Origin of the sequence: Actinomadura kijaniata (assembly GCF_014138665.1) — a bacterium.
Classification (GTDB): Bacteria; Actinomycetota; Actinomycetes; order Streptosporangiales; family Streptosporangiaceae; genus Spirillospora; species Spirillospora kijaniata.
The window spans coordinates 445579-464042 of the sequence record NZ_JACJIA010000004.1 but is presented as its reverse complement, the minus strand read 5'-3'; the positions used below and the strand labels follow the sequence as shown (position 1 = coordinate 464042).

Sequence of the window (18464 nt, the reverse complement as noted above, 5' to 3'; positions counted from 1 at the left end):
CCCGAGAACTCGTGCCGTCGAGCGCCCCGCCTGTCGAAGCGCTTCGACGATGGGCCGCGCGGGCCCGGAACGGTGGACTCCTCTCAGTCGGCCGCCGGGGCGGCGCTGCTGGCGCGCGCGGTCAGGGCGGGCGGCAGCAGGGTGGCGGCGGGCACGGACTCGCCGTCGAGCTTGCCCATCAGCAGCTCCACGGCGCGGCGGCCCACCTCCTCGGCGGGGATCGCCACCGACGTCAGCGGCGGCTCGGCCTGCTCGGCGACCTCGTCCGGGCAGATCGCGACCACCGACAGGTCGCCGGGGACGCGCCGCCCCGCGGACTGGAACGCCCGCACCAGCGGCTCGGCGATCGGCTCGTTGTGGACGACGACGCCGGTGAGGCCGGGCCGCTCGGCCAGCAGCCGGGCGACCAGCCCGCGGGCCTCCTCGACGGTGGCCTCGCACGGGTAGAACCCGGCGTCCAGCCCGAGCCGCTCGGCGGTCGCGGTGAAGCCCTCGGCGACGCGCTCGGCGAAGCCGGTGCGGCGGGCGTAGACCTCCGGGGGCGAGCCGACCAGCGCGACGTCGCGGTGCCCCAGCTCGGCCAGGTGCGTCAGGCACGCCTCGGCGGCGGCGCGGAAGTCCAGGTCGATGCAGGTCAGGTCGGTCGCGTCGGCGGGGAACCCGATCAGCACCGAGGGACGGCCCAGCGACCGCAGCAGCGGCAGCCGGGGGTCGTCCAGCTGCACGTCCATCACGATGAGCGCGTCCACCAGGGCGCTGTCGGCGACCCGGCGCAGCCCCTCCTCGCCCTCCTCCTGGGTGAGCAGCAGCACGTCGTGGTCGAACGACCGGGCCGTGGTGACCACCGCGGTCGCGAACCGCATCACCACCGGGACGTGGATGCCGGTGCGCAGCGGCAGCATCAGCGCCAGCACGTTGGACCGGCTGCTGGCCAGGGCGCGGGCCCCGGCGTGCGGCCGGTAGCCGAGCTGGCGGATGCTGGCCAGCACCCGCTCGCGGGTCTCCGCCGAGATCGAGCGTTTGCCGCTCAGCACGTAGGAGACCGTGCTCGGCGACACCCCCGCGTGCCGCGCCACGTCACTGATCTTGACCACGGACCGTCCCCTGTCGAACCGATTCGATACCTGATCCTACGGCGGCCCGCCGCGCCGCGACGCCGCGTCTCCCGAGCGCCTGCTCGCCGACCACCATGGCCGAAGCCGCGACCGCGAGCAACCCTCCGGCCAGTGCCGCTCCGCGCGCCCCGGCGACCGGCAGCACCAGCCCGCCGACCAGCGCGCCGCCGCCGATGCCGACGTTGAACGCCGCCGAGGCGCCCGCCGAGGCGACCGCGGTGTCGCCGGGCGCGGTCTGCATGGCCCGCGCCTGCATGGCGGTGGCCAGGCCGGGCAGCCCGAACCCCAGCAGCGCCAGCAGCACGGCCGCCGCGACCGGGTCCGTCCCGAACGCCGCCATGCCCAGCAGCGCCGCCGACAGCAGCGCCAGCGAGCCGCCCAGCAGGGCGCGCGGCCCCCGGTCCACCACCGCGCCGGCGAAGACCAGCCCGGCGATGTCGGCGGCGCCGTTGAGCGCCAGCAGCGGCCCGAGCGCGGCGTCGGGGTAGCCGCTGTCGCGGGTCAGCAGGTCGGTGACGTAGGTGAACAGGCTGAACACCCCGCCGACGCCGAGCGCGGTGACCGTCACCAGCAGCAGGTAGCCGCGGCGGCTGGGCTCGGTGCCGCAGGCGACGTCCCCGGGCCCGGTGGCGCCGGGCCGCAGCAGCGCCACCACCGCCGCCAGCGCCACCGCGCCGAGCACGCTCAGCACCGCGAACGCCGCGCGCCAGCCCGCCTGCTGCCCGAGCCAGGTGCCCGCCGGGACGCCCAGCACCACGGCCAGCGACCCGCCGCCGAACACGAACGCGGCGGCCCGGCCGCGCCGTCCGGGCGCGACCAGCCCGGCGGCGGCCACCACCGCCACCGGCCAGAACACCGCGTGCGCAAGTGCGGTCAGCAGCCGCGCGCCCAGCAGCGTCCAGTAGCCGGTGGCGACCGCCGACCAGACGGTGGCCAGCGCGAACGCCGCCAGCACACCGACCAGCAGGGTGCGGCGCGGCATCCGCCCGGCCAGCCTCACCAGCGGGACCGACACCACGGCGACCGTCAGCCCGTACCCGGTCACCAGCAGCCCGACGCGCGTCGGGTCGGTGTCCAGGCCCTCGGCGATCAGGCCGAGCAGCCCGATCGGCAGGCTCTCGGCGGTGCCGAAGCAGAACGCCGCCAGGGCCAGCGCGCCGACGGCCGCCGTGGCGCGGTTCATCGTCGCGCCACCTCCGCCAGGTGGGCGCGGTACCAGTGGGCGCTGTCCTTCCAGGTGCGGGCGCCGGTGGCGTAGTCGACGTGCAGCAGGCCGAAGCGCTTGGAATAGCCGTGCGACCATTCGAAGTTGTCGAGCAGCGACCAGGCGAAGTAGCCGCGCACGTCCGCCCCGGCCTCGCGGGCCAGCCGCACCGCCTCGATGTGGTCGCGCAGGTAGGCGACGCGGCGGTCGTCGTGGACGCGGCGCCCGCCGGAGGCGTCGGCGGTCACCCGGTCGTCGAACGCCGCCCCGTTCTCGGTGATCAGCAGGGGCGTGTCCGGGTACTCGCGGCGCAGCCGCAGCAGCAGCTCGGTCAGCCCGGTGGCGTCGACCGGCCAGCCCATCTCCGTGTACGGGCCGGGCTGCCGGGGGAACGCCACGTCGTCGCAGCCCACGAACGGCGTCGCCGCGCCGTCGGCGTGGCCGTGGTCGGAGTCGGGCGCGGGCGAGCCGTCCCCGTCCCGGGCGAGGGTGGGGTTGTAGTAGTTGACGCCGAGCGCGTCCAGCGGCGCGGCGATCACGGTCTGGTCGCCGTCGCGGACGAACCCCCAGTCGGTGATCGCGGCGGTGTCGGCCAGCAGGTCGGCGGGGTAGCCGCGGCCGAGCATCGGGTCGAGGAAGACCCGGTTGGAGACCGCGTCGACCCGGCGCACCGCCTCGGGGTCGCCGCGCAGGTGGTGCAGGTTGAGGGTGACCGAGTGCCGCGCGGTGGGCGCGACCACGGCGCGCAGCGCGCCGTTGGCCAGGCCGTGCGCGAGGTTGAGGTGGTGGGCGGCGGCGAGCGCGGCGGCCGGGTCGGAACGGCCGGGCGCGTGGACGCCGGAGGCGTAGCCGAGGAACGCCGAGCACCACGGCTCGTTCAGCGTGGTCCAGGTGTGGATCCGGTCGCCCAGTTCCTCGCCGATCGCCTCGGCGTACTCGGCGAAGCGGAAGGCGGTGTCGCGGGCGGGCCAGCCCCCGGCGTCCTCCACGTCCTGGGGCAGGTCCCAGTGGTAGAGGGTCGCGACCGGCGCGATGCCCCGCTCCAGCAGCGCGTCCACCAGGCGGGAGTAGAAGTCCACGCCCTCGCGGTTGAGGACGCCGCCGGGGAACACCCTCGGCCAGGAGACCGAGAAGCGGTAGGCGTTCACGCCCAGCTCCGCCAGGTGCGCCACGTCCTCCCGCCACCGGTGGTAGTGGTCGCAGGCGACGTCGCCGGTGTCGCCGTCGCGGACGCGGCCGGGGGTGCGGCTGAAGGTGTCCCAGATCGAGGGCGCGCGGCCGTCCTCGCCCGCCGCGCCCTCGATCTGGTACGCGGCCGTGGCCGCGCCCCACAGGAAGTCGTCAGGGAAGCCGTTCACCGTTCCTCCTCCAGGGTCAGGACGACCTCGCGGCCGGTGGCGCGGACCGGGTCGCGGCCCGGCAGCGCCGCGCTCCAGGTCCCGTCGTGGGCGGCGGTGACGCGGACCGTCGCGCCCTCGCGGGTCGTGGTGAACGAGGCCCCGGTGCCGGGGATCTCGGTCACGACGTGCGCGCCGTCGGGGATCTCGTACAGGCGCAGGGTGACGCCGTCGGCGTGGTCGTAGTCGGGCCGGTCCTCCACCGCGCCCTCGGGGATCACCGCGCCGGGCCGCACCAGCAGGGGGACGCTGCCGTAGCCGTGGCGTTCGCGGACCCAGCGGCCGCCGGTCACCCGCTCGCCGGTCAGGTAGTGCGTCCACACGCCCTCGGGCACGTAGTAGGACACCTCGCCGTCGGCGGAGAACACCGGCGCCACCAGCAGGTCGTCGCCCAGCATGTACTGGCGTTCCAGGTGCGTGCAGGCCGGATCGCCGGGGAACTCCACGACCATCGCCCGCATCATCGGCACGCCGCCGTCGTACGCCTGCCGCGCGGCCCCGGCCAGGTACGGCATCAGCCGCATCTTCAGCCTGGTGAAGCGCCGCAGGACCTCCACCGACTCCTCGTCGAACGCCCACGGCACCCGGTAGGAGTGGCTGCCGTGCAGGCGGCTGTGCGACGACAGCAGCCCGAACGCGATCCACCGCTTGAACAGGCCCGCGTCCGGGGTGCCCTCGAAGCCGCCGATGTCGTGGCTCCAGTACCCGAACCCCGACATCCCGAGCGACAGGCCGCCGCGCAGGCTCTCCCCCATCGCCTCGAACGTGGACTCGCAGTCGCCGCCCCAGTGGACCGGGTACTGCTGGCCGCCCGCCGTGGCCGACCGCGCGAACACCACCGCCTCGCCCTCACCGCGCTTCTTGCGCAGCAGCTCGAAGACGGTCTGGTTGTAGATCTGGGTGTAGTAGTTGTGGGCGCGCTCGGGGTCGGAGCCGTCGTGGTAGACGACGTCGGTGGGGATGCGCTCGCCGAAGTCGGTCTTGAAGCAGTCCACGCCCATGTCGAGCAGCGCCTCCAGCTTGGCGGCGTACCACTCGCGGGCCTCGGGGTTGGTGAAGTCGACCACCGCGCAGCCGGGCTGCCACAGGTCCCACTGCCACACGTCGCCGTCGGGACGCCGCAGCAGGTACCCCCTGGCCCTGCCCTCCTCGAACAGCGGGGACCGCTGCCCGATGTAGGGGTTGATCCACACGCAGATCCGCAGCCCGCGCTCCTTGAGGCGGCGCAGCATCCCCTCCGGGTCGGGGAACACGCGCGGATCCCACTCGAAGTCGCACCACTGGAACTCGCGCATCCAGAAGCAGTCGAAGTGGAACACGCTGAGCGGCAGGTCGCGCTCGGCCATCCCGTCGATGAACGAGGTGACGGTCGCCTCGTCGTAGTCGGTGGTGAACGACGTCGACAGCCACAGCCCGTAGGACCAGTCCGGCAGCCGCGCCGGACGGCCGGTCAGCGCGGTGTAGCGGCGCAGGATCTCCTTGGGCGTCGGGCCGTGGACGACGAAGTACTCCATCGACTGGCCCTCGACGCTGAACTGCGTGCGCGCCACCGCCTCGGAGCCGACCTCGAACGAGACGCGCCCGGGGTGGTTGACGAACACGCCGTAGCCCGCGTCCGTCAGGTAGAACGGGACGTTCTTGTAGGCCTGCTCGCTGGCGGTACCGCCGTCGGCGTTCCAGATGTCCACCGACTGGCCGTTCTTCACCAGCGGCCCGAACCGCTCGCCCAGCCCGTAGACGTGGTGGTCCACGCCGAGGTCGAGCTGCTCGCGGACGTAGTGACGCCCGTCGCCGGTGTCGACGATCGCCATCGCCTTGGCGCCGCTGCCGGTCAGCCGCCGCCCGTCGGCGAGGAACTCCAGCGCCCACGGGTCACGGGTGATCCGCGCGGTGAGCGTCCCGGAGGTGAGCGTCGCGGCCTCGTCGGTGACCTCGACCGCCACGTCGGCGGCGTCGTGGCACAGCCGGAACTCGGGCCGCCGCGGCTCCTCCCCCGCGAAATGCGTGATCGACACCCCGATGACGCCGGGCATGGGCGAGCTGAGCCGGACGGTGACGACCGGGCCCTTGAGCAGATCGCCCCGGTGGCGGACGCGCTGCACGGGCGCCTGCACGGTGAGCGTGCCGGGCCCGTCCTCGGCGACGTCCAGGACGTGCACGGGATACTGGGCGTGCACCCCCTCGCGCATCAGCCAGTAGCCGTCGGTGAACTTCATTATTTGATTGCCCCCGCAGTCAATCCGCGCGACAGGGTGCGCTGGAAGATCAGGAAGAACAGGACGGTCGGGATCAGGCCGAGCAGCGCGGCGGCGCTGGACATGGTGGCGTCCATGAGGCGCTGGCCCTGGAGCACGCCGAGCGCGACCGAGACCGTCTGGTTGTCGTTGGAGACCAGGAACACGAGCGGGATCAGGAACTCGTTCCAGGTCCAGATGAAGAAGAACACCATCAGCACCGACATCGTCGGCCGCAGCATCGGGAAGACGACCCGCCACAGGATCTGCCAGCGGGACGCGCCGTCGATGCGGGCGGCCTCCAGCAGCGGGCGGGGGAAGGTGCTCAGCACCGACGACAGCAGGTAGGTGCCGAACGCGCTCTGGATGACGGTGAACACGATGACGACCGCGAGCCGGGTGTCGTACAGCCCGACCTGCTTGGCCAGGTAGTACAGCGGGTAGACCAGGGCCTCCTGCGGCAGCGTGTTGGCCATCAGCAGCAGGACCAGGATCGAGGTGCGGCCCCGGATGCGGCCGATGCCGAGGGCGTAGGCGTTCAGCACCGACAGCAGGACCGCGAGGACCGCGACCGAGCCGCTGATCAGGAAGCTGTTGACCAGGACGCCGCCGAAGCCGACGCGGTCCCAGAACTGGCCGAGCGCCTCGAAGCTGGGGCTGTCGGGGATCGCCAGCGGGCCCTTCTCGGAGTACTCGGCGGGCGTCTTGAGCGCGTTGAGGACGACCACGACGAACGGGATCAGCACGATCCCGGCCAGCGCGGCCAGCGCGAGCAGCACGGCGTAGGCGGCCGGGCCGCGGCGGCGGCGACGGCGGTCGCGGGTGCGCGCGGTACGCCGGGCCGGGCTCTTGGCCTGCTTGTCGGTCAGTGTCACGGTCACCGCTCCTCCCCCTGGTCACGGGCCTGCACGCGGAGGAAGACGATCGTCAGCGCGATGATGATCAGGGTGAGCACGGTCGCGACCGCCGAGCCGTAGCCGACCTCGGTCTTGTCGAAGAAGTTCTGGTACGAGTAGTAGGACGGCACGTTGGTCGCGCCTCCGGGGCCGCCCTTGGTGAGCACGTAGATCGGGGCGAACGCCTTCAGCGCCGCGATCGTCGTCCACAGCAGCACCACGAAGATCTCCGGGCGGATCTGCGGGATGGTCACGTGCCAGAACCGGCGGAACCACGACGCCCCGTCGATCTCGGCGGCCTCGTACAGCGAGGGCTCCACGCGCTGGAGGCCGGACATGAACACCACCAGCGGGAAGCCGATCTGGATCCAGACCATGACCGCCAGCACGCTCCACAGCGCGGTCGCGGGGTCGCCCAGCCAGTCGTGGGCCAGCGAGTCCAGGCCGACGGCCGTCAGCAGCTCGTTGACCGCGCCGTTCTCGGGGGCCAGCAGCCAGCTCCACACCACGCCCGCGATCACGATCGGCAGCACCTGCGGCAGGTACAGGCAGGCGCGCAGCACGCTGGCGACGCGCGGGCCGAAGTGCCGGTCGATCAGGTCGGTGAGCAGGGCGGCCAGCACCAGCCCGATCGCGGTCGGCACGAGCGCCATGCCCACGATGACCAGCGCGTTGTGCCCGAAGGACGCCCAGAACTCGCCGTCCCCGGCCAGCTTCCGGTAGTTGCCGAGGCCGATCCACTCCGGCGTGCCGACCCCGGACCAGCGGGTGAGGCTGGTGCCGACGTTCATCAGGAACGGCACGCCGATCACGCCGGTGAACAGCAGCAGCCCCGGGACCAGGTAGGGCAGGTAGCCCAGCCGGTCCCGGGCCGCCGTCCTGCGGAGGTCGTCCGTGCTCACTTGGGCGCGCCGCCGTCGTAGTCCTTCTGGAGGCCGCCGAGGACCTCGGCGGGGGCGGTGCCGTTCATCAGCTTCTGTCCGGCGGCCACCCACTTGTCGTAGAGGCCCGGCACCGGCCAGTCGGGGTAGTAGGCCAGCCCGTCGCTCTTGGCGAGGGCGTCGAAGTCGGAGATGAGCTTCTTGGCCTTGGCGTCGGTGACGGCCGAGGCGTCGGCGGCGACGGGGACGCCGCCCCCGTTGCCCAGGGCGTTCTGGGCCTTCTTCTTCATCGTGATGTCGATGAAGTCGTAGGCGAGCTGCTTGTTCTTGGAGCCCTTGGGCACGACCCAGTGGTTGCCGCCGGAGCCGAGGGTGAGCTTGGCGCCCGGCCACGGCGCGGTCTCCCACTGGAACTTGGCGTTCTTGGCCACGCGCCCGAACCACCAGCTACCGGAGAACATCATCGGGAACTTGCCGCTGATGAACGCCACGCCCGCGTCCTCGGCCTTCAGCCCGACCGAGTTCTTGGCGACGTAGCCCTTCCGCACCCAGTCGGCGAACGTCGTGGCGCCCGCCGTCCACGCCTGGTCGGTGAGATTGGCCTTGGTGGTGTAGCGCTGGTAGGCGTCCACCCAGGGGCGGTCGGCCTTGTCCAGGGCGAGCTGGTAGACGAACTGGTGCGCCATGTACTCGGAGCCCGCGTTGGTGAACGGCGTGACGCCCTTGCCGACGAACGCGTCCATCGCCGAGACCAGCTCGTCGTAGGTCGTCGGGACCTTCACCCCGTGCTTCTCGAACAGGTCCTTGTTGTAGTAGACCTGCAGGTACTCGGCGTAGTTGGGGACGCCGAACCACTTGTCGCCGCCCATCGTGCCCTTGGCGTCGTACTTGGCGGTGACCTGCACGCCCGGCGCGATCATCTTGTCCCAGCCGCGCTTGGTGACCTCGGGGGTGAGGTCCTCCAGCAGCCCCTGCCTGGACAGCAGGCCGGTGGTGGCGTTGCCCTTGTTGTACTCCATGACGTCGGGGGCGTCCTTGGAGTTGAGCACCATCTGGGCGGTCTTCTGGATCTGCTCGAAGCCCTTCTCCTCGAACGTGACCTTCACGCCCGGGTGGGTCGACTTGAACTCCTCGATCGCCTGGTTCCACGCCACGCCCATGGCGCTGTCGGGGGCCTCGTAGTGCCACAGCCGCAGTTCCCTGCCGGCGGCCCCGCCGTCGTCGCCGCCGCAGGCGGACAGGGTCAGCGACGCCGTGGCGAGGGCGGCCAGCAGTGCCGCGCCCCTCCGTGCTCTGATCATTTTTCCTCCGGGGTGGGTACCGGACCCGCCTGACATCTCGGCCGGTCGGACCTGTCGAGGCGCCGTGTCGAAGCGCTTCGATTGACCGGGATGTTAATGCTGCGTGACGGGCGACACAATAGGGCGACCGAAAAACGGTGGGAGCGATCCCGCATGATCAAGGGCCTGGTGGGCCCGGCGATCGGCCCGATCACCCGGCGCGGCAGCCGCTCCCGTTGAGCGTGAACGCCTCCGGCCGGTCGGCGGCCTCGCCCCGGCCGAGGAACCCGAACCGCGCCGCGTCGCCGGGCGGGATGCGCGGGTCGTACCCGGGCGCGTCCACCGTCACCGCCCGCCCCCGCTGCCGGTGGGCGCCCTCCCACAACTGGGTGATCTGCTCGCCCCGGCCGAACTCCCACGACAGCCGCCAGCCGTCGACCGGCGCGTCGCCGAGGTTGACGACGGCGACCTCGGCCTGGAAGCCGTCCGGCCACCGGTTGGTGACGCGGTACTCGACCAGGCACTCCCCCGGCGGAGGGGACGGGGCGGTGGACGTGGCGGACGCGGTGGGCGCGGTGGGCGCGGTGGGCGCGGTGGGCGCGGCGGCCGGACGTCGGGGCGGGTCGGCGGCCCGCCACAGCAGCAACGCGGCCAGCAGCGCGGCCCCGGCGACGAAGGCCCCGGCGACCAGCCACGCGCGGCGGCGGCCGGACTCGCGGGCGGGGTCCTCCAGCAGGATCCGGGTCAGGTTCCGGGGCGGGGCCGCCCCTCCCGGGCCGGGCGCGGACGGCTGGTGGACGGCCGCGACGCCGACCGGAACGCCCGCCGCGCGCCCCAGCGCCTCCGCGACCCGGACCGCGTCGGGGCGGGTCGCGGGCCGCCGGTCGGTGCAGCGGTCGCACAGCGCGAGGAGCTCCCCGGGCGCGTCCGGGTCGGTCAGGGCCTCCCGCAGCACCACGCCGAGCGAGTACACGTCGGCCGACGGCGCGGGCTCGGCCCCCTCCACCGCCTCGGGCGCGACGTAGGCGGGGGTCCCCCACACCGGTCCGCTCTCGGGGCCGCGCCGGGTGAAGGCGATGCCGAAGTCCAGGACCTTGACGCCGCCGGGGGTGAGGAACACGTTGGCGGGTTTGACGTCGCGGTGCACCACCCCGGCCGCGTGCGCCGCCGCCAGCGCGTCGGCGAGCCGCGCGCCGACCGCCGCCGCCTCCCTCCACGGCAGCGGGCCCCGGGCGAGCCGGGCGGCCAGGGTCTCGCCGCGCAGCAGTTCCATGACGACGTAGGGCACGCGTCCCACGTCCGCGACGACGGCCTCGCCGTAGTCGTACACGGCGGTGATGTGCGGGTGGGTGAGCGCGGCGGCGGCCTTGGCCTCCCGCCGCAGCCCGCCGGTGGAGCCGCGCGGGACCTTGACCGCGACGGCGCGCTCCAGCACCAGGTCGGCGGCGCGCCACACGGTGGCCATGCCGCCGTTGTCCAGGATCTCGTCCAGCCGGTAACGCCCGTCGAGCACGGTCCCCGGCTCCGGCTCGGGAGGAGCGCTCATGCGGGCAGTGTGGCAGACCCGCCGCCGCTCCGGTGCGGCCGCGGGGAAGGGGAGCGTGGCCGGTGAGCCCTGAGGACGAGGCGTCGCACGCCGAGTTCCACCGGTTCTTCGAGGGGCGGAAGCCGGTCTTCGAGCCGGCCGACGGCGCGGTGCTGAGGAACGTGGTCCTCGGCGCCTCCGGCGTCGCCTACCGGTAGACCGGGTCGTCACCGCCGCCGGAGAAAGCATGGGAGCCCCGGCGGCGGTGCCGTCCCCCTCAGCGGACGCCGTAGAGGTGCTCCAGGGCGAGCTGGTCCAGGCGTTCGAACGCCGCCCCGCGCGCCGCCAGCGCGTCGATGTCGGGGGTGAAGTCCCGCACGTCGCGCCAGCTCTCGCCCTCGGCGAGGGTGGACTGCGCCAGCTCGTCCACGCGGGCGGCCCGCAGCGCCTCCTGGACCTCGGGGTCGGCGCGGAAGGCGCGGACCTTCTCCCGCAGGATCAGCCAGTTGCGCATGCAGGCCCGCGCCGACTCCCAGACGCCGGCGTCGTCCTCGGTCCGCGGCGGCTTGTAGTCGAAGTGGATCGGGCCGTCGTAGTCGCTGCCGTCGACCAGGTCCACGACCCAGAACGCGCCGCGCGCGTTGCCCGCGCCGAACCGCAGGTCCTGGTCGTAGCGGGGACCGTGCTGGCCGTTGAGGTCGATGTGGTACAGCTTGCCGTGCCACAGCGCCTGGGCGAGGCCGTGCGCGTAGTTGAGCCCGGCCATCTCCTCGTGGCCGACCTCGGGGTTCACGCCGACCAGCTCGGGGTGCTCCAGCTCCTCGATGAACGCCAGGGCGTGGCCGACGGTGGGCAGCAGGATGTCGCCGCGCGGCTCGTTCGGCTTGGGCTCGATGGCGAAGCGCAGGTCGTAGCCCCGGTCCAGGACGTAGGAGCCGAGGACGTCGAACGCCTCCTTGTAACGGTCCAACGCGGTACGGACGTCCTTGGCCGCGCCCGACTCGGCGCCCTCCCGGCCGCCCCACGCCACGTACACCCGCGCGCCCAGCTCGGCGGCCAGGTCGATGTTGTCCATGGTCTTGCGCAGCGCGAAGCGGCGGACGTCGCGGTCGTTGCTGGTGAACGCGCCGTCCTTGAAGACCGGGTGGGAGAACAGGTTGGTGGTCGCGGTCGTCACCACCAGGCCGGTCTCCTCCAGCGCCTTGCGGAACGCGCCCACGCGCTCGTCCCGCTCGGCCGGGGTGGCGTCGAAGTCGAACACGTCGTTGTCGTGGAAGTTGACGCCGTAGGCGCCCAGCTCGGCCAGCTCGCGGACGGCGCGTTCGGCGGGCATCGGCGGGCGGGTGCCGGGCCCGAACACGTCGACGCCCTGCCATCCGACCGTCCAGATCCCGAACGAGAACCGGTCCTCGGGCCGGGGGGTGAAGCGGTCGTCGCTCATGGGTTCCTCCTCAGACGCGCTTGTCGCGCAGTTCGGCGTACCGGGCCCGTACCCCGCGGGCGGCGTCGGCCATGCCGGGGTCGGGCTCGTGGTCGGTGGCGGGCGGGGCGGGCCAGGCGGGCGGCTCGGGCGTTCCGGCCAGGGCCCAGGCGGCCTGGCGGGCCGCGCCGAGCGCCACGTACTCGGCGGGTTCGGGGACGGTGACGGGCGTGCCGAAGACGTCGGGGGCGAGCGCGCGGACCGCCGCCGACCGCGCGCCGCCGCCGATCAGCAGGGTGCGGCGCGGGCGCGCGCCGTGGGCGGCCAGATGGTCCACCGCGTCGGCGAGCGAGCACAGCAGCGCCTCCACGGCGGCGCGCGCCAGGTTCTCGCGGTCGGTGTTGGCGGTGGTCATGCCCGCCAGCACGCCGGTGGCGTCGGGGCGGTCGGGGGTGCGCTCGCCGTCCAGGTAGGGCAGGAACGTCAGCCCGCCCGCGCCCGGCCCGGCGGCGAGCGCGAGCCGGGACAGCTCCGCCAGGTCCGCGCCGATCATGCGGGCCGTCGAGGTGAGGATCCGGGCCGCGTTCAGCGTGCACACCAGCGGCAGGAACCGCCCGGTCGCGTCGGCGAACCCGGCGACGGCCCCGGTCGGGTCGGCGGCGGGCGTGTCCGCCACCGCGAACGCCGTCCCGGAGGTGCCGATCGACACCACCACGTCGCCCTCGCGCAGCCCGAGGCCGAGCGCCGCGCCCATGTTGTCGCCGGTGCCCGGCGCGATCGGCGCGCCCCAGGGGGTCTCGCCCACCGCCGCGCCGGGCGCGGCCACGCGGGGCGTCTCGGCGGCGTGGCCGAGCGCGGCCTCCAGCAGGTCGGGCAGGTAGCGGCCCTCGGCGGGCGACCAGTAGCCGGTACCGGAGGCGTCGCCCCGGTCGGTGACGTACCCGTCGGCGCCGAGTCTCCAGGTGAGCCAGTCGTGCGGGAGCAGCACGGCGGCGGTACGGCGGGCGTTCTCCGGCTCGTGCTCGGCCATCCACCGCAGCTTGGTGACGGTGAACGACGCCACCGGCACGCTGCCGGTCCGCTCCGCCCAGGTCTTCGGCCCGCCGAGCCCGGCGACGAGCGCGCGGGCCTGCGGGGCGGAGCGCACGTCGTTCCACAGCAGCGCCGGGCGGACCGGCTCGCCCGCCTCGTCCAGGGCGACCATGCCGTGCTGCTGGGCGGCGACGGCCACGGCGTCGGCGCGTTCCAGCAGCTCGCGGAGCTGACCGAGGGCGTCCCACCAGTGCGCGGGGGCGCACTCGGTGCCGTCGGGGTGGGGCGCGGACGCCTCGGCGACCACCGTCCCGTCCTCGGCCCGGCACAGCACGACCTTGACGGACTGCGTCGAGGAGTCGATCCCGGCGACCAGCATGTCCCTCCCTCGTCGAAGCGCTTCGACGCGCACTCTAGCCCGGCGTGACCCACCGCACAACGGCCGACCGCCCAGATCAGGCCCGGGGCGGCGCCTCACCACACCGGCGATCATGGCGTGGTCACCCACCAGCATGCACAGCCCGATCATCTCCCGGATGCCGAAGCGTTCCCGAAGGGCCGTCCAGGTCCGGTCATCGGGATCGAGGTGCGCGCCCAGCCGGTCCGCGGCAGCGGCCATGACGGCGGTCCCGCGGTCGAGGCCGCGGGGGTCGTCGGTCACAACGCGCCGATGACGTCCTCGGGCAGGCCGACACCGCGGGCGATCTCGGGTGGCGCACCAGCGTGGCGAAATCTCCGTTCCGGTGGCTTCCACGGGCCGCCGCTGTTCGGCGCTGCGTTCCGCGGGCGGCGGCGTGACGCGGGGCCGGTCGGTCATGTGCCGCTCCCCGTCCCAGGGGGCGGGAACGCGACGCCCCGGGCCGGGGCGGCAGGTCGCGAAGCTCGCCAGGGCGTGCCGACGGATCGCCGGGGAGACCGGGGCGTTCTTCGCGCCCACCAACGTCCGCCGCCGCGCCCTGACCCGCAGGGCGCTCGCCAAGGGCCCGATGCCGGTCCTGCTGGACAGGCTTCGCACCAGGGCCGCCGCCGCCATCGCCCTCAAGGGCTACCCGGCTCCCCCGCGTCCGAGCGGCCGCCCGGGAGCCGCCCGGCATGCCGCCACCGGACCGTGACCGGTTCCACGACCGCCTGCCCGTGGACCGGCCGGATCAGGCGACGGGGTTCGGGCGCCACTGCTGGCAGGGGTTGTTCAGCCAGGACCACAGGCGCACGTCGGCGCGGTCGGCGGTGCCGCAGTCCGCGACGTCCAGGACCTTGCCGCTGTGCGGGTTGGCCAGCCGCACCCAGCCTCCCTGGTCGCCGACCTCCGGGCGGAAGCGCTGGCAGGCGTTGTTCAGCCAGGACCACTGGCGGACGTTCGTTCCGTCGGCGGTGCCGCAGTCCGCCACGTCGAGGACCCGGCCGGTGCCGACGTTGGTGAGGCGGCTGGTGTCGTCGCCGAGGTCGGTGAAGCGCCAGCGCTGGGTGGCGGCGCCGGTGCAGGTCGCCTGCACGACGTCGGCGCCGTCGCCCGTGCCGCCGACCACGTCCAGGCACTTGCCGCTGTTGCGGTTGGTGAGGGTGTGGGCGGTGGGGGTGGCGGCGGTCTCGCCGGACGGGCCGGGCAGGCGGGTGCCGAGCGCGACCGGCGTGCCGAGGTCGGGGGTGCCGTCGGCGCGCCAGGTGACCTTCTGGGCGCGGGTGGTGCGGCCGTTGTCGCAGCCGTCGGACGCCGCGTCGTTGGCGTGGTAGACGATCCAGTCCTCGGTGCCGTCGGGCGAGGTGAAGAACCCGTTGTGGCCGGGGCCGTAGACGCCCGCCGCGTCGTTGCGTTGGAAGACCGGGTTCGGCTCCTTGCGCCAGGAGGACGCGTTCAGCGGGTCGCCACCGGTGTAGGTGAGGCGGCCGAGCTTGTAGTCGGGGCCCCAGCAGGCGCTGGCGGAGTAGAAGAGGAACGTGCGGCCGCCGCGTTGCAGCACCTCGGGGCCCTCGTTCACGACGCCGCCCTGCTTCTCCCAGTCGTGGGTGGGGCTCGACAGCAGGCGGAACGGGCCGCTGACGGTGTAGGGGTCGGACATCGGCGCGATGACCAGGCTCTGCGGGCCGCCGTTGATGAACGAGCTGCCCAGCAGGTAGATGCGGCCGTTCAGCCGCAGCACGCTCGCGTCGATCAGCCAGCCGTTCACGCCCAGCTCGCGGCCGGTCAGCATGCTCTTGTAGCGGTAGGGGCCCATCGGGTCGGAGCCGACGCTCTCCAGCACGTGGGTGCGCTGGGAGTCGCAGCACGGCTCGCCGACCGCGCCGGCCGAGTAGTACAGGTACCAGCGGCCGTCGAAGGAGTGCAGCTCCGGGGCCCACATGTTGGTGCCGCGCGAGGGCGTGGCGTCGGACCACACGCGGACGCTCGGCGCGGTGGCCAGCCCGGCGAGCGTGGGCGACCTGCGCATCTGGAGCTCACCGGTGAACGAGGTCGCGATCAGGTGGTAATCGCCGTCGTGGTGCACGATCCAGGGGTCGGCGCCCTTGACGTGCTTGAGCGGGTTGGTGAACGGCGCGCCCGGCGCCGCCGACGCGGGGGCGGCGGGCAGCAGCGCGGCCAGCAGGACCAGCAGCAGGACCAGGGGACGGGACCGGCTCATCGGGCGGCTCCTCACTGGAGGTCGAACGTGGCGTCGGCGCGGGCCCGCGGGGAGTCGGCCGGGTCCAGCCGGAGCGCGAAGTCCCGGTGGCGCAGGTAGCGGCCGGGGTGGTTGACGGACTCGAAGGAGGCCGCGGACGCGGACGTCAGCCCCGGGCGGCGCCGGAAGGAGGCGTCGGCCCCGAAGAGCGACGAGCCGTCGCTCCGGTCCAGCCAGACCTCGAAGCCGCGGTGGCGCAGGTAGTGGCCGGGGCGGTCGATCGACTCCAGGGAGACCGTGCCCGAGCCCGCCAGGCCGGGGACGACGCGGAACTGGGAGGTGGCGAGCGCGGTGACGTCGCGTTCCAGGACGGCGCGGCCGTCGCGGTGCCGGACGACGTGGCCGGGCCGGTTGACGGCCGCCAGCCGGTACGGGGTGGGGCCGTCGGGGACGGGGACGCCGAAGTTCGGGGTGCCGTCGGCGTTCCAGTACAGCTTCTGCACGCGGGTGCGGCGGTTGGGGTCGTTGAGCGGGTCGCCCTGGATGTCCCGGTACCAGCGGTCGTGGTAGACCAGCACGTCGCTGCGGCCGTCCTCGGAGACGGTGAACGAGTTGTGCCCCGGCCCGTACTGGCGGGTGGCGTCGTTGCTGGTGAACACGGGGGTCGGCGTCTTGCGCCAGGCGGCGGGGTCCAGCGGGTCGGCGGTCGCGGGCGCGGTGAGCAGGCCCAGGCAGTAGTTGGCGTCGGTGGCGCTGGCCGAGAACGTCAGGAACATCCGGCCGCCGCGGACGAGGAACGCCGGGCCCTCGTTGACCTTGAAGCCGCGCGTCTCCCAGTCGTGGGTGGGGGTGGCCAGCAGGACCGGGTCGCCCTCGATCGTCCACGGGTTCCGCAGCCGGGCGAGGTAGATCCCGGAATTGACGTCGCTTCCCGGGGGTTTCTGCGCCCATGCGAGATAGCGCTTTCCACCATGCGTGAAAGTGGTCGCGTCGAGGGAGAACGAATCGTGCGGCGTGCGGATCCGGCCCTTCTCCGTCCAGGTCGAGGAGAACGGGTCCGGACCGGAGCTTTCGAGCACGTACATCCGGATGCGCCAGATGTCGTCGGTGCTCCCGGCGGCGAAGTAGACGTACCAGCGGCCGTCGAGGAAGTGGATTTCCGGGGCCCAGATGTGCGCGCCCATCTCGCCGGTGGCGTGCTTGGTCCAGACGACCTTCTCCGGGGCCGTGGACAGCCCCTGCAACGTGGGGGAACGCCGGATCACGATGCGGTCGTACTCGGGCACGGTGGCGGTGAGGTAGTAGTGGCCGTCGGTGTGTTTGACGATGTGGGCGTCGGCGCGTTGCGGGGCGATGGGATTGGTGTAGTGAACGGCGGGAGAAGGGGAGCGGACGGCGGCGGGAGCCGAAGGGGAGAAAGCGACCGTCAACGCGCCGGAAAGCGCGAGGGAAAGGGCCGTTCGGGCATGGCGGTACCCCGGCATGGAAATCTCCTCGGAAGGGGCCGACAGGCGTTCGGCGCGGGGGTGGTATGCGGGGAGCGAACGCCGCGACTGTAAGCAGGCCGTTCCGGGGGCGTCAATGCCCGAACCCGGCCGCTTCGATGTTAGCGATTAACATTCCGCGCCCCACTCCGGCACGCCCGCCGGATCCGTGCAGGTCAGCGCCCACTTTCGGAGTTATGGCCGCTCACGAAGGATGTTTGCGCTACCACCGAGTTGTTTCCAGGGTGTTGACACGGCGTCGTGGTAGCGCAAACATCTGCACACCGAGCCGAGCGTGAAGGAGATCACATGAGCACCCCGTCCACCCCGTCCCCGGCCCCCGCCGGACGGACGCGGGCCGCCGTCATGGAGGACGTGGCCGCACGGGCCGGCGTCTCCGCCATGACGGTGTCGCGGGTGCTCAACACCCCCGAGAAGGTCCGCCCCCAGACCCGCGCCCGCGTCCTGGCGGCGATGCGGGAGCTGGACTACCGGCCCAACTCGGCGGCCCGGGTGCTGGCCACCGGCCGGTCCGGGGTGCTGGGCGTGGTCAGCTTCGACACCACCCTGTACGGACCGGCCTCGATGCTGTACGGGATCGAGCAGGCCGCGCGCGGCGCCGAGTACACCGTGACCATCGCCAGCCTGCGGACGCTGACGCGGGGCGCGATCGAGGAGGGCGTGGACCGGCTGCGGTCGCAGTCGGTGGACGGCGTCATCGTGATCGCCCCGCACCTGTCGGCGGCCGAGGGGCTGCGGCGGCTGCCGCCGGACCTGCCGCTGGTGGCCGTCGGCGCGGCCGACGACCTGCCGGTCCCGGTCGCGGCCGTGGACCACCGCGCGGGCGCGGTCCGCGCGACCCGCCACCTGCTCAGCCTGGGGCACCGGACGGTGCACCACATCGCCGGCCCCATGGACTGGGTGGACTCCGACGCGCGCGTCGCCGGGTGGCGGCACGCGCTGGCGGAGGCGGGCCGGGAGGCCCCCGACCCGCTGCCCGGCGACTGGAGCGCCCGCTCCGGTTACGAGCAGGGGCGGGTCCTGGCCGCCGACCCCGAGGTGACGGCGGTGTTCGCCGCCAACGACCCGATGGCCCTCGGCCTGCTGCGCGCGCTGCGCGAGGCGGGCCGGGACGTCCCGGGGGAGGTGAGCGTGGCCGGGTTCGACGACGTGCCCGAGGCCCCGTTCTTCGCCCCGCCGCTGACCAGCGTCCGCCAGCCGTTCGGCGAGGTCGGACGGCTCGCCTTCCAGATGCTGCTGGAACGCATCGACGGCGCGGAGGGCGTGCCCCGCCGCACCGTCGAGCCCGAACTCGTGGTGCGGGAGAGCACCGCCGCCCGCGCCGACTGACGACAACGACACATCGCAGAACGCCCGACCCCGTGCCGGGCTCAATGTT

Annotated in this window: 15 protein-coding genes; 3 read left to right on the top strand and 12 right to left on the bottom strand. The window is 73.6% G+C overall.

The annotated features are described in order from the left end of the window. Positions 1-83: 83 nt before the first annotated feature. The 8 genes from HNR61_RS18195 to HNR61_RS18160 form a co-directional block, all read right to left on the bottom strand. Positions 84-1094 carry a LacI family DNA-binding transcriptional regulator gene (locus HNR61_RS18195; RefSeq protein ID WP_182844325.1) on the bottom strand — a complete coding sequence of 337 codons (1011 nt, stop codon included), beginning with the start codon at positions 1092-1094 and terminating at the stop codon, positions 84-86. After that, positions 1078-2298 carry an MFS transporter gene (locus HNR61_RS18190; RefSeq protein WP_182844324.1) on the bottom strand — a complete coding sequence of 407 codons (1221 nt, stop codon included), beginning with the start codon at positions 2296-2298 and terminating at the stop codon, positions 1078-1080. The genes HNR61_RS18195 and HNR61_RS18190 overlap by 17 nt, the downstream gene beginning before the upstream one ends. Beyond that, positions 2295-3677, bottom strand: a complete 1383-nt coding sequence (locus HNR61_RS18185) for a GH1 family beta-glucosidase (protein WP_182844323.1) — start codon at positions 3675-3677, stop codon at positions 2295-2297. Before HNR61_RS18185 ends, HNR61_RS18190 begins: the two co-directional genes overlap by 4 nt. Next, positions 3674-5932 carry an alpha-xylosidase gene (gene yicI / locus HNR61_RS18180; RefSeq protein WP_182844322.1) on the bottom strand — a complete coding sequence of 753 codons (2259 nt, stop codon included), beginning with the start codon at positions 5930-5932 and terminating at the stop codon, positions 3674-3676. The genes HNR61_RS18185 and yicI overlap by 4 nt, the downstream gene beginning before the upstream one ends. Continuing rightward, positions 5932-6831 carry a carbohydrate ABC transporter permease gene (locus HNR61_RS18175; RefSeq protein WP_312897954.1) on the bottom strand — a complete coding sequence of 300 codons (900 nt, stop codon included), beginning with the start codon at positions 6829-6831 and terminating at the stop codon, positions 5932-5934. The genes yicI and HNR61_RS18175 overlap by 1 nt, the downstream gene beginning before the upstream one ends. After that, complete coding sequence (locus HNR61_RS18170) at positions 6828-7748, bottom strand: carbohydrate ABC transporter permease (protein WP_312897953.1); 921 nt, start codon at positions 7746-7748, stop codon at positions 6828-6830. The genes HNR61_RS18175 and HNR61_RS18170 overlap by 4 nt, the downstream gene beginning before the upstream one ends. Further along, entirely contained in the window at positions 7745-9028 is a 1284-nt protein-coding gene (locus HNR61_RS18165) for an ABC transporter substrate-binding protein (RefSeq protein WP_182844321.1), read from the bottom strand. Before HNR61_RS18165 ends, HNR61_RS18170 begins: the two co-directional genes overlap by 4 nt. Before the next feature lie 190 nt (positions 9029-9218). After that, positions 9219-10553, bottom strand: coding sequence for a protein kinase domain-containing protein (locus HNR61_RS18160; RefSeq protein ID WP_182844320.1), 1335 nt, complete (start codon positions 10551-10553; stop codon positions 9219-9221). 62 nt (positions 10554-10615) lie between these two features. On the opposite strand from HNR61_RS18160, the gene HNR61_RS49230 reads away from it, so the two are divergent. Next, positions 10616-10750 (top strand): hypothetical protein, encoded by a 135-nt coding sequence (locus tag HNR61_RS49230; protein WP_281400486.1) that lies wholly within the window; start codon positions 10616-10618, stop codon positions 10748-10750. A 59-nt stretch (positions 10751-10809) separates the two neighbouring features. Here HNR61_RS49230 and xylA read toward each other — a convergent pair whose 3' ends face one another. Together xylA and xylB are read right to left on the bottom strand one after the other, a co-directional pair. Further along, complete coding sequence (gene xylA, locus HNR61_RS18155; protein WP_182844319.1) at positions 10810-11973, bottom strand: xylose isomerase; 1164 nt, start codon at positions 11971-11973, stop codon at positions 10810-10812. Between the two features lie 10 nt (positions 11974-11983). Beyond that, positions 11984-13363 (bottom strand): xylulokinase, encoded by a 1380-nt coding sequence (gene xylB, locus HNR61_RS18150; RefSeq protein WP_182844318.1) that lies wholly within the window; start codon positions 13361-13363, stop codon positions 11984-11986. Between the two features lie 364 nt (positions 13364-13727). On the opposite strand from xylB, the gene HNR61_RS18145 reads away from it, so the two are divergent. Next, positions 13728-14096 carry a hypothetical protein gene (locus tag HNR61_RS18145; protein WP_182844317.1) on the top strand — a complete coding sequence of 123 codons (369 nt, stop codon included), beginning with the start codon at positions 13728-13730 and terminating at the stop codon, positions 14094-14096. A gap of 36 nt (positions 14097-14132) precedes the next feature. On the opposite strand, the gene HNR61_RS18140 is transcribed toward HNR61_RS18145, so the two are convergent. Together HNR61_RS18140 and HNR61_RS18135 are read right to left on the bottom strand one after the other, a co-directional pair. Then, positions 14133-15602: a family 43 glycosylhydrolase gene (locus HNR61_RS18140; protein WP_182844316.1), complete on the bottom strand. Its 1470-nt coding sequence runs from the start codon at positions 15600-15602 to the stop codon at positions 14133-14135. 11 nt (positions 15603-15613) lie between these two features. Then, a complete protein-coding gene (locus tag HNR61_RS18135; RefSeq protein WP_220509464.1) occupies positions 15614-17011 on the bottom strand; it encodes a family 43 glycosylhydrolase in 1398 nt (465 codons plus the stop codon). A 363-nt stretch (positions 17012-17374) separates the two neighbouring features. Between HNR61_RS18135 and HNR61_RS18130 the strand changes: the two genes are divergently transcribed. Further along, positions 17375-18415 carry a LacI family DNA-binding transcriptional regulator gene (locus tag HNR61_RS18130; protein ID WP_220509463.1) on the top strand — a complete coding sequence of 347 codons (1041 nt, stop codon included), beginning with the start codon at positions 17375-17377 and terminating at the stop codon, positions 18413-18415. Positions 18416-18464: the final 49 nt, after the last annotated feature.

What these genes read in the sequence shown, in the direction of transcription:
- HNR61_RS18165 (WP_182844321.1), bottom strand. Translation starts at nt 9,028, where the DNA reads ATGATCAGAGCACGGAGGGGCGCGGCACTGCTGGCCGCCCTCGCCACG.
- HNR61_RS18160 (WP_182844320.1), bottom strand. Translation starts at nt 10,553, where the DNA reads ATGAGCGCTCCTCCCGAGCCGGAGCCGGGGACCGTGCTCGACGGGCGT.
- yicI (WP_182844322.1), bottom strand. Translation starts at nt 5,932, where the DNA reads ATGAAGTTCACCGACGGCTACTGGCTGATGCGCGAGGGGGTGCACGCC.
- xylA (WP_182844319.1), bottom strand. Translation starts at nt 11,973, where the DNA reads ATGAGCGACGACCGCTTCACCCCCCGGCCCGAGGACCGGTTCTCGTTC.
- HNR61_RS18140 (WP_182844316.1), bottom strand. Translation starts at nt 15,602, where the DNA reads ATGAGCCGGTCCCGTCCCCTGGTCCTGCTGCTGGTCCTGCTGGCCGCG.
- xylB (WP_182844318.1), bottom strand. Translation starts at nt 13,363, where the DNA reads ATGCTGGTCGCCGGGATCGACTCCTCGACGCAGTCCGTCAAGGTCGTG.
- HNR61_RS18130 (WP_220509463.1), top strand. Translation starts at nt 17,375, where the DNA reads ATGAGCACCCCGTCCACCCCGTCCCCGGCCCCCGCCGGACGGACGCGG.
- HNR61_RS18190 (WP_182844324.1), bottom strand. Translation starts at nt 2,298, where the DNA reads ATGAACCGCGCCACGGCGGCCGTCGGCGCGCTGGCCCTGGCGGCGTTC.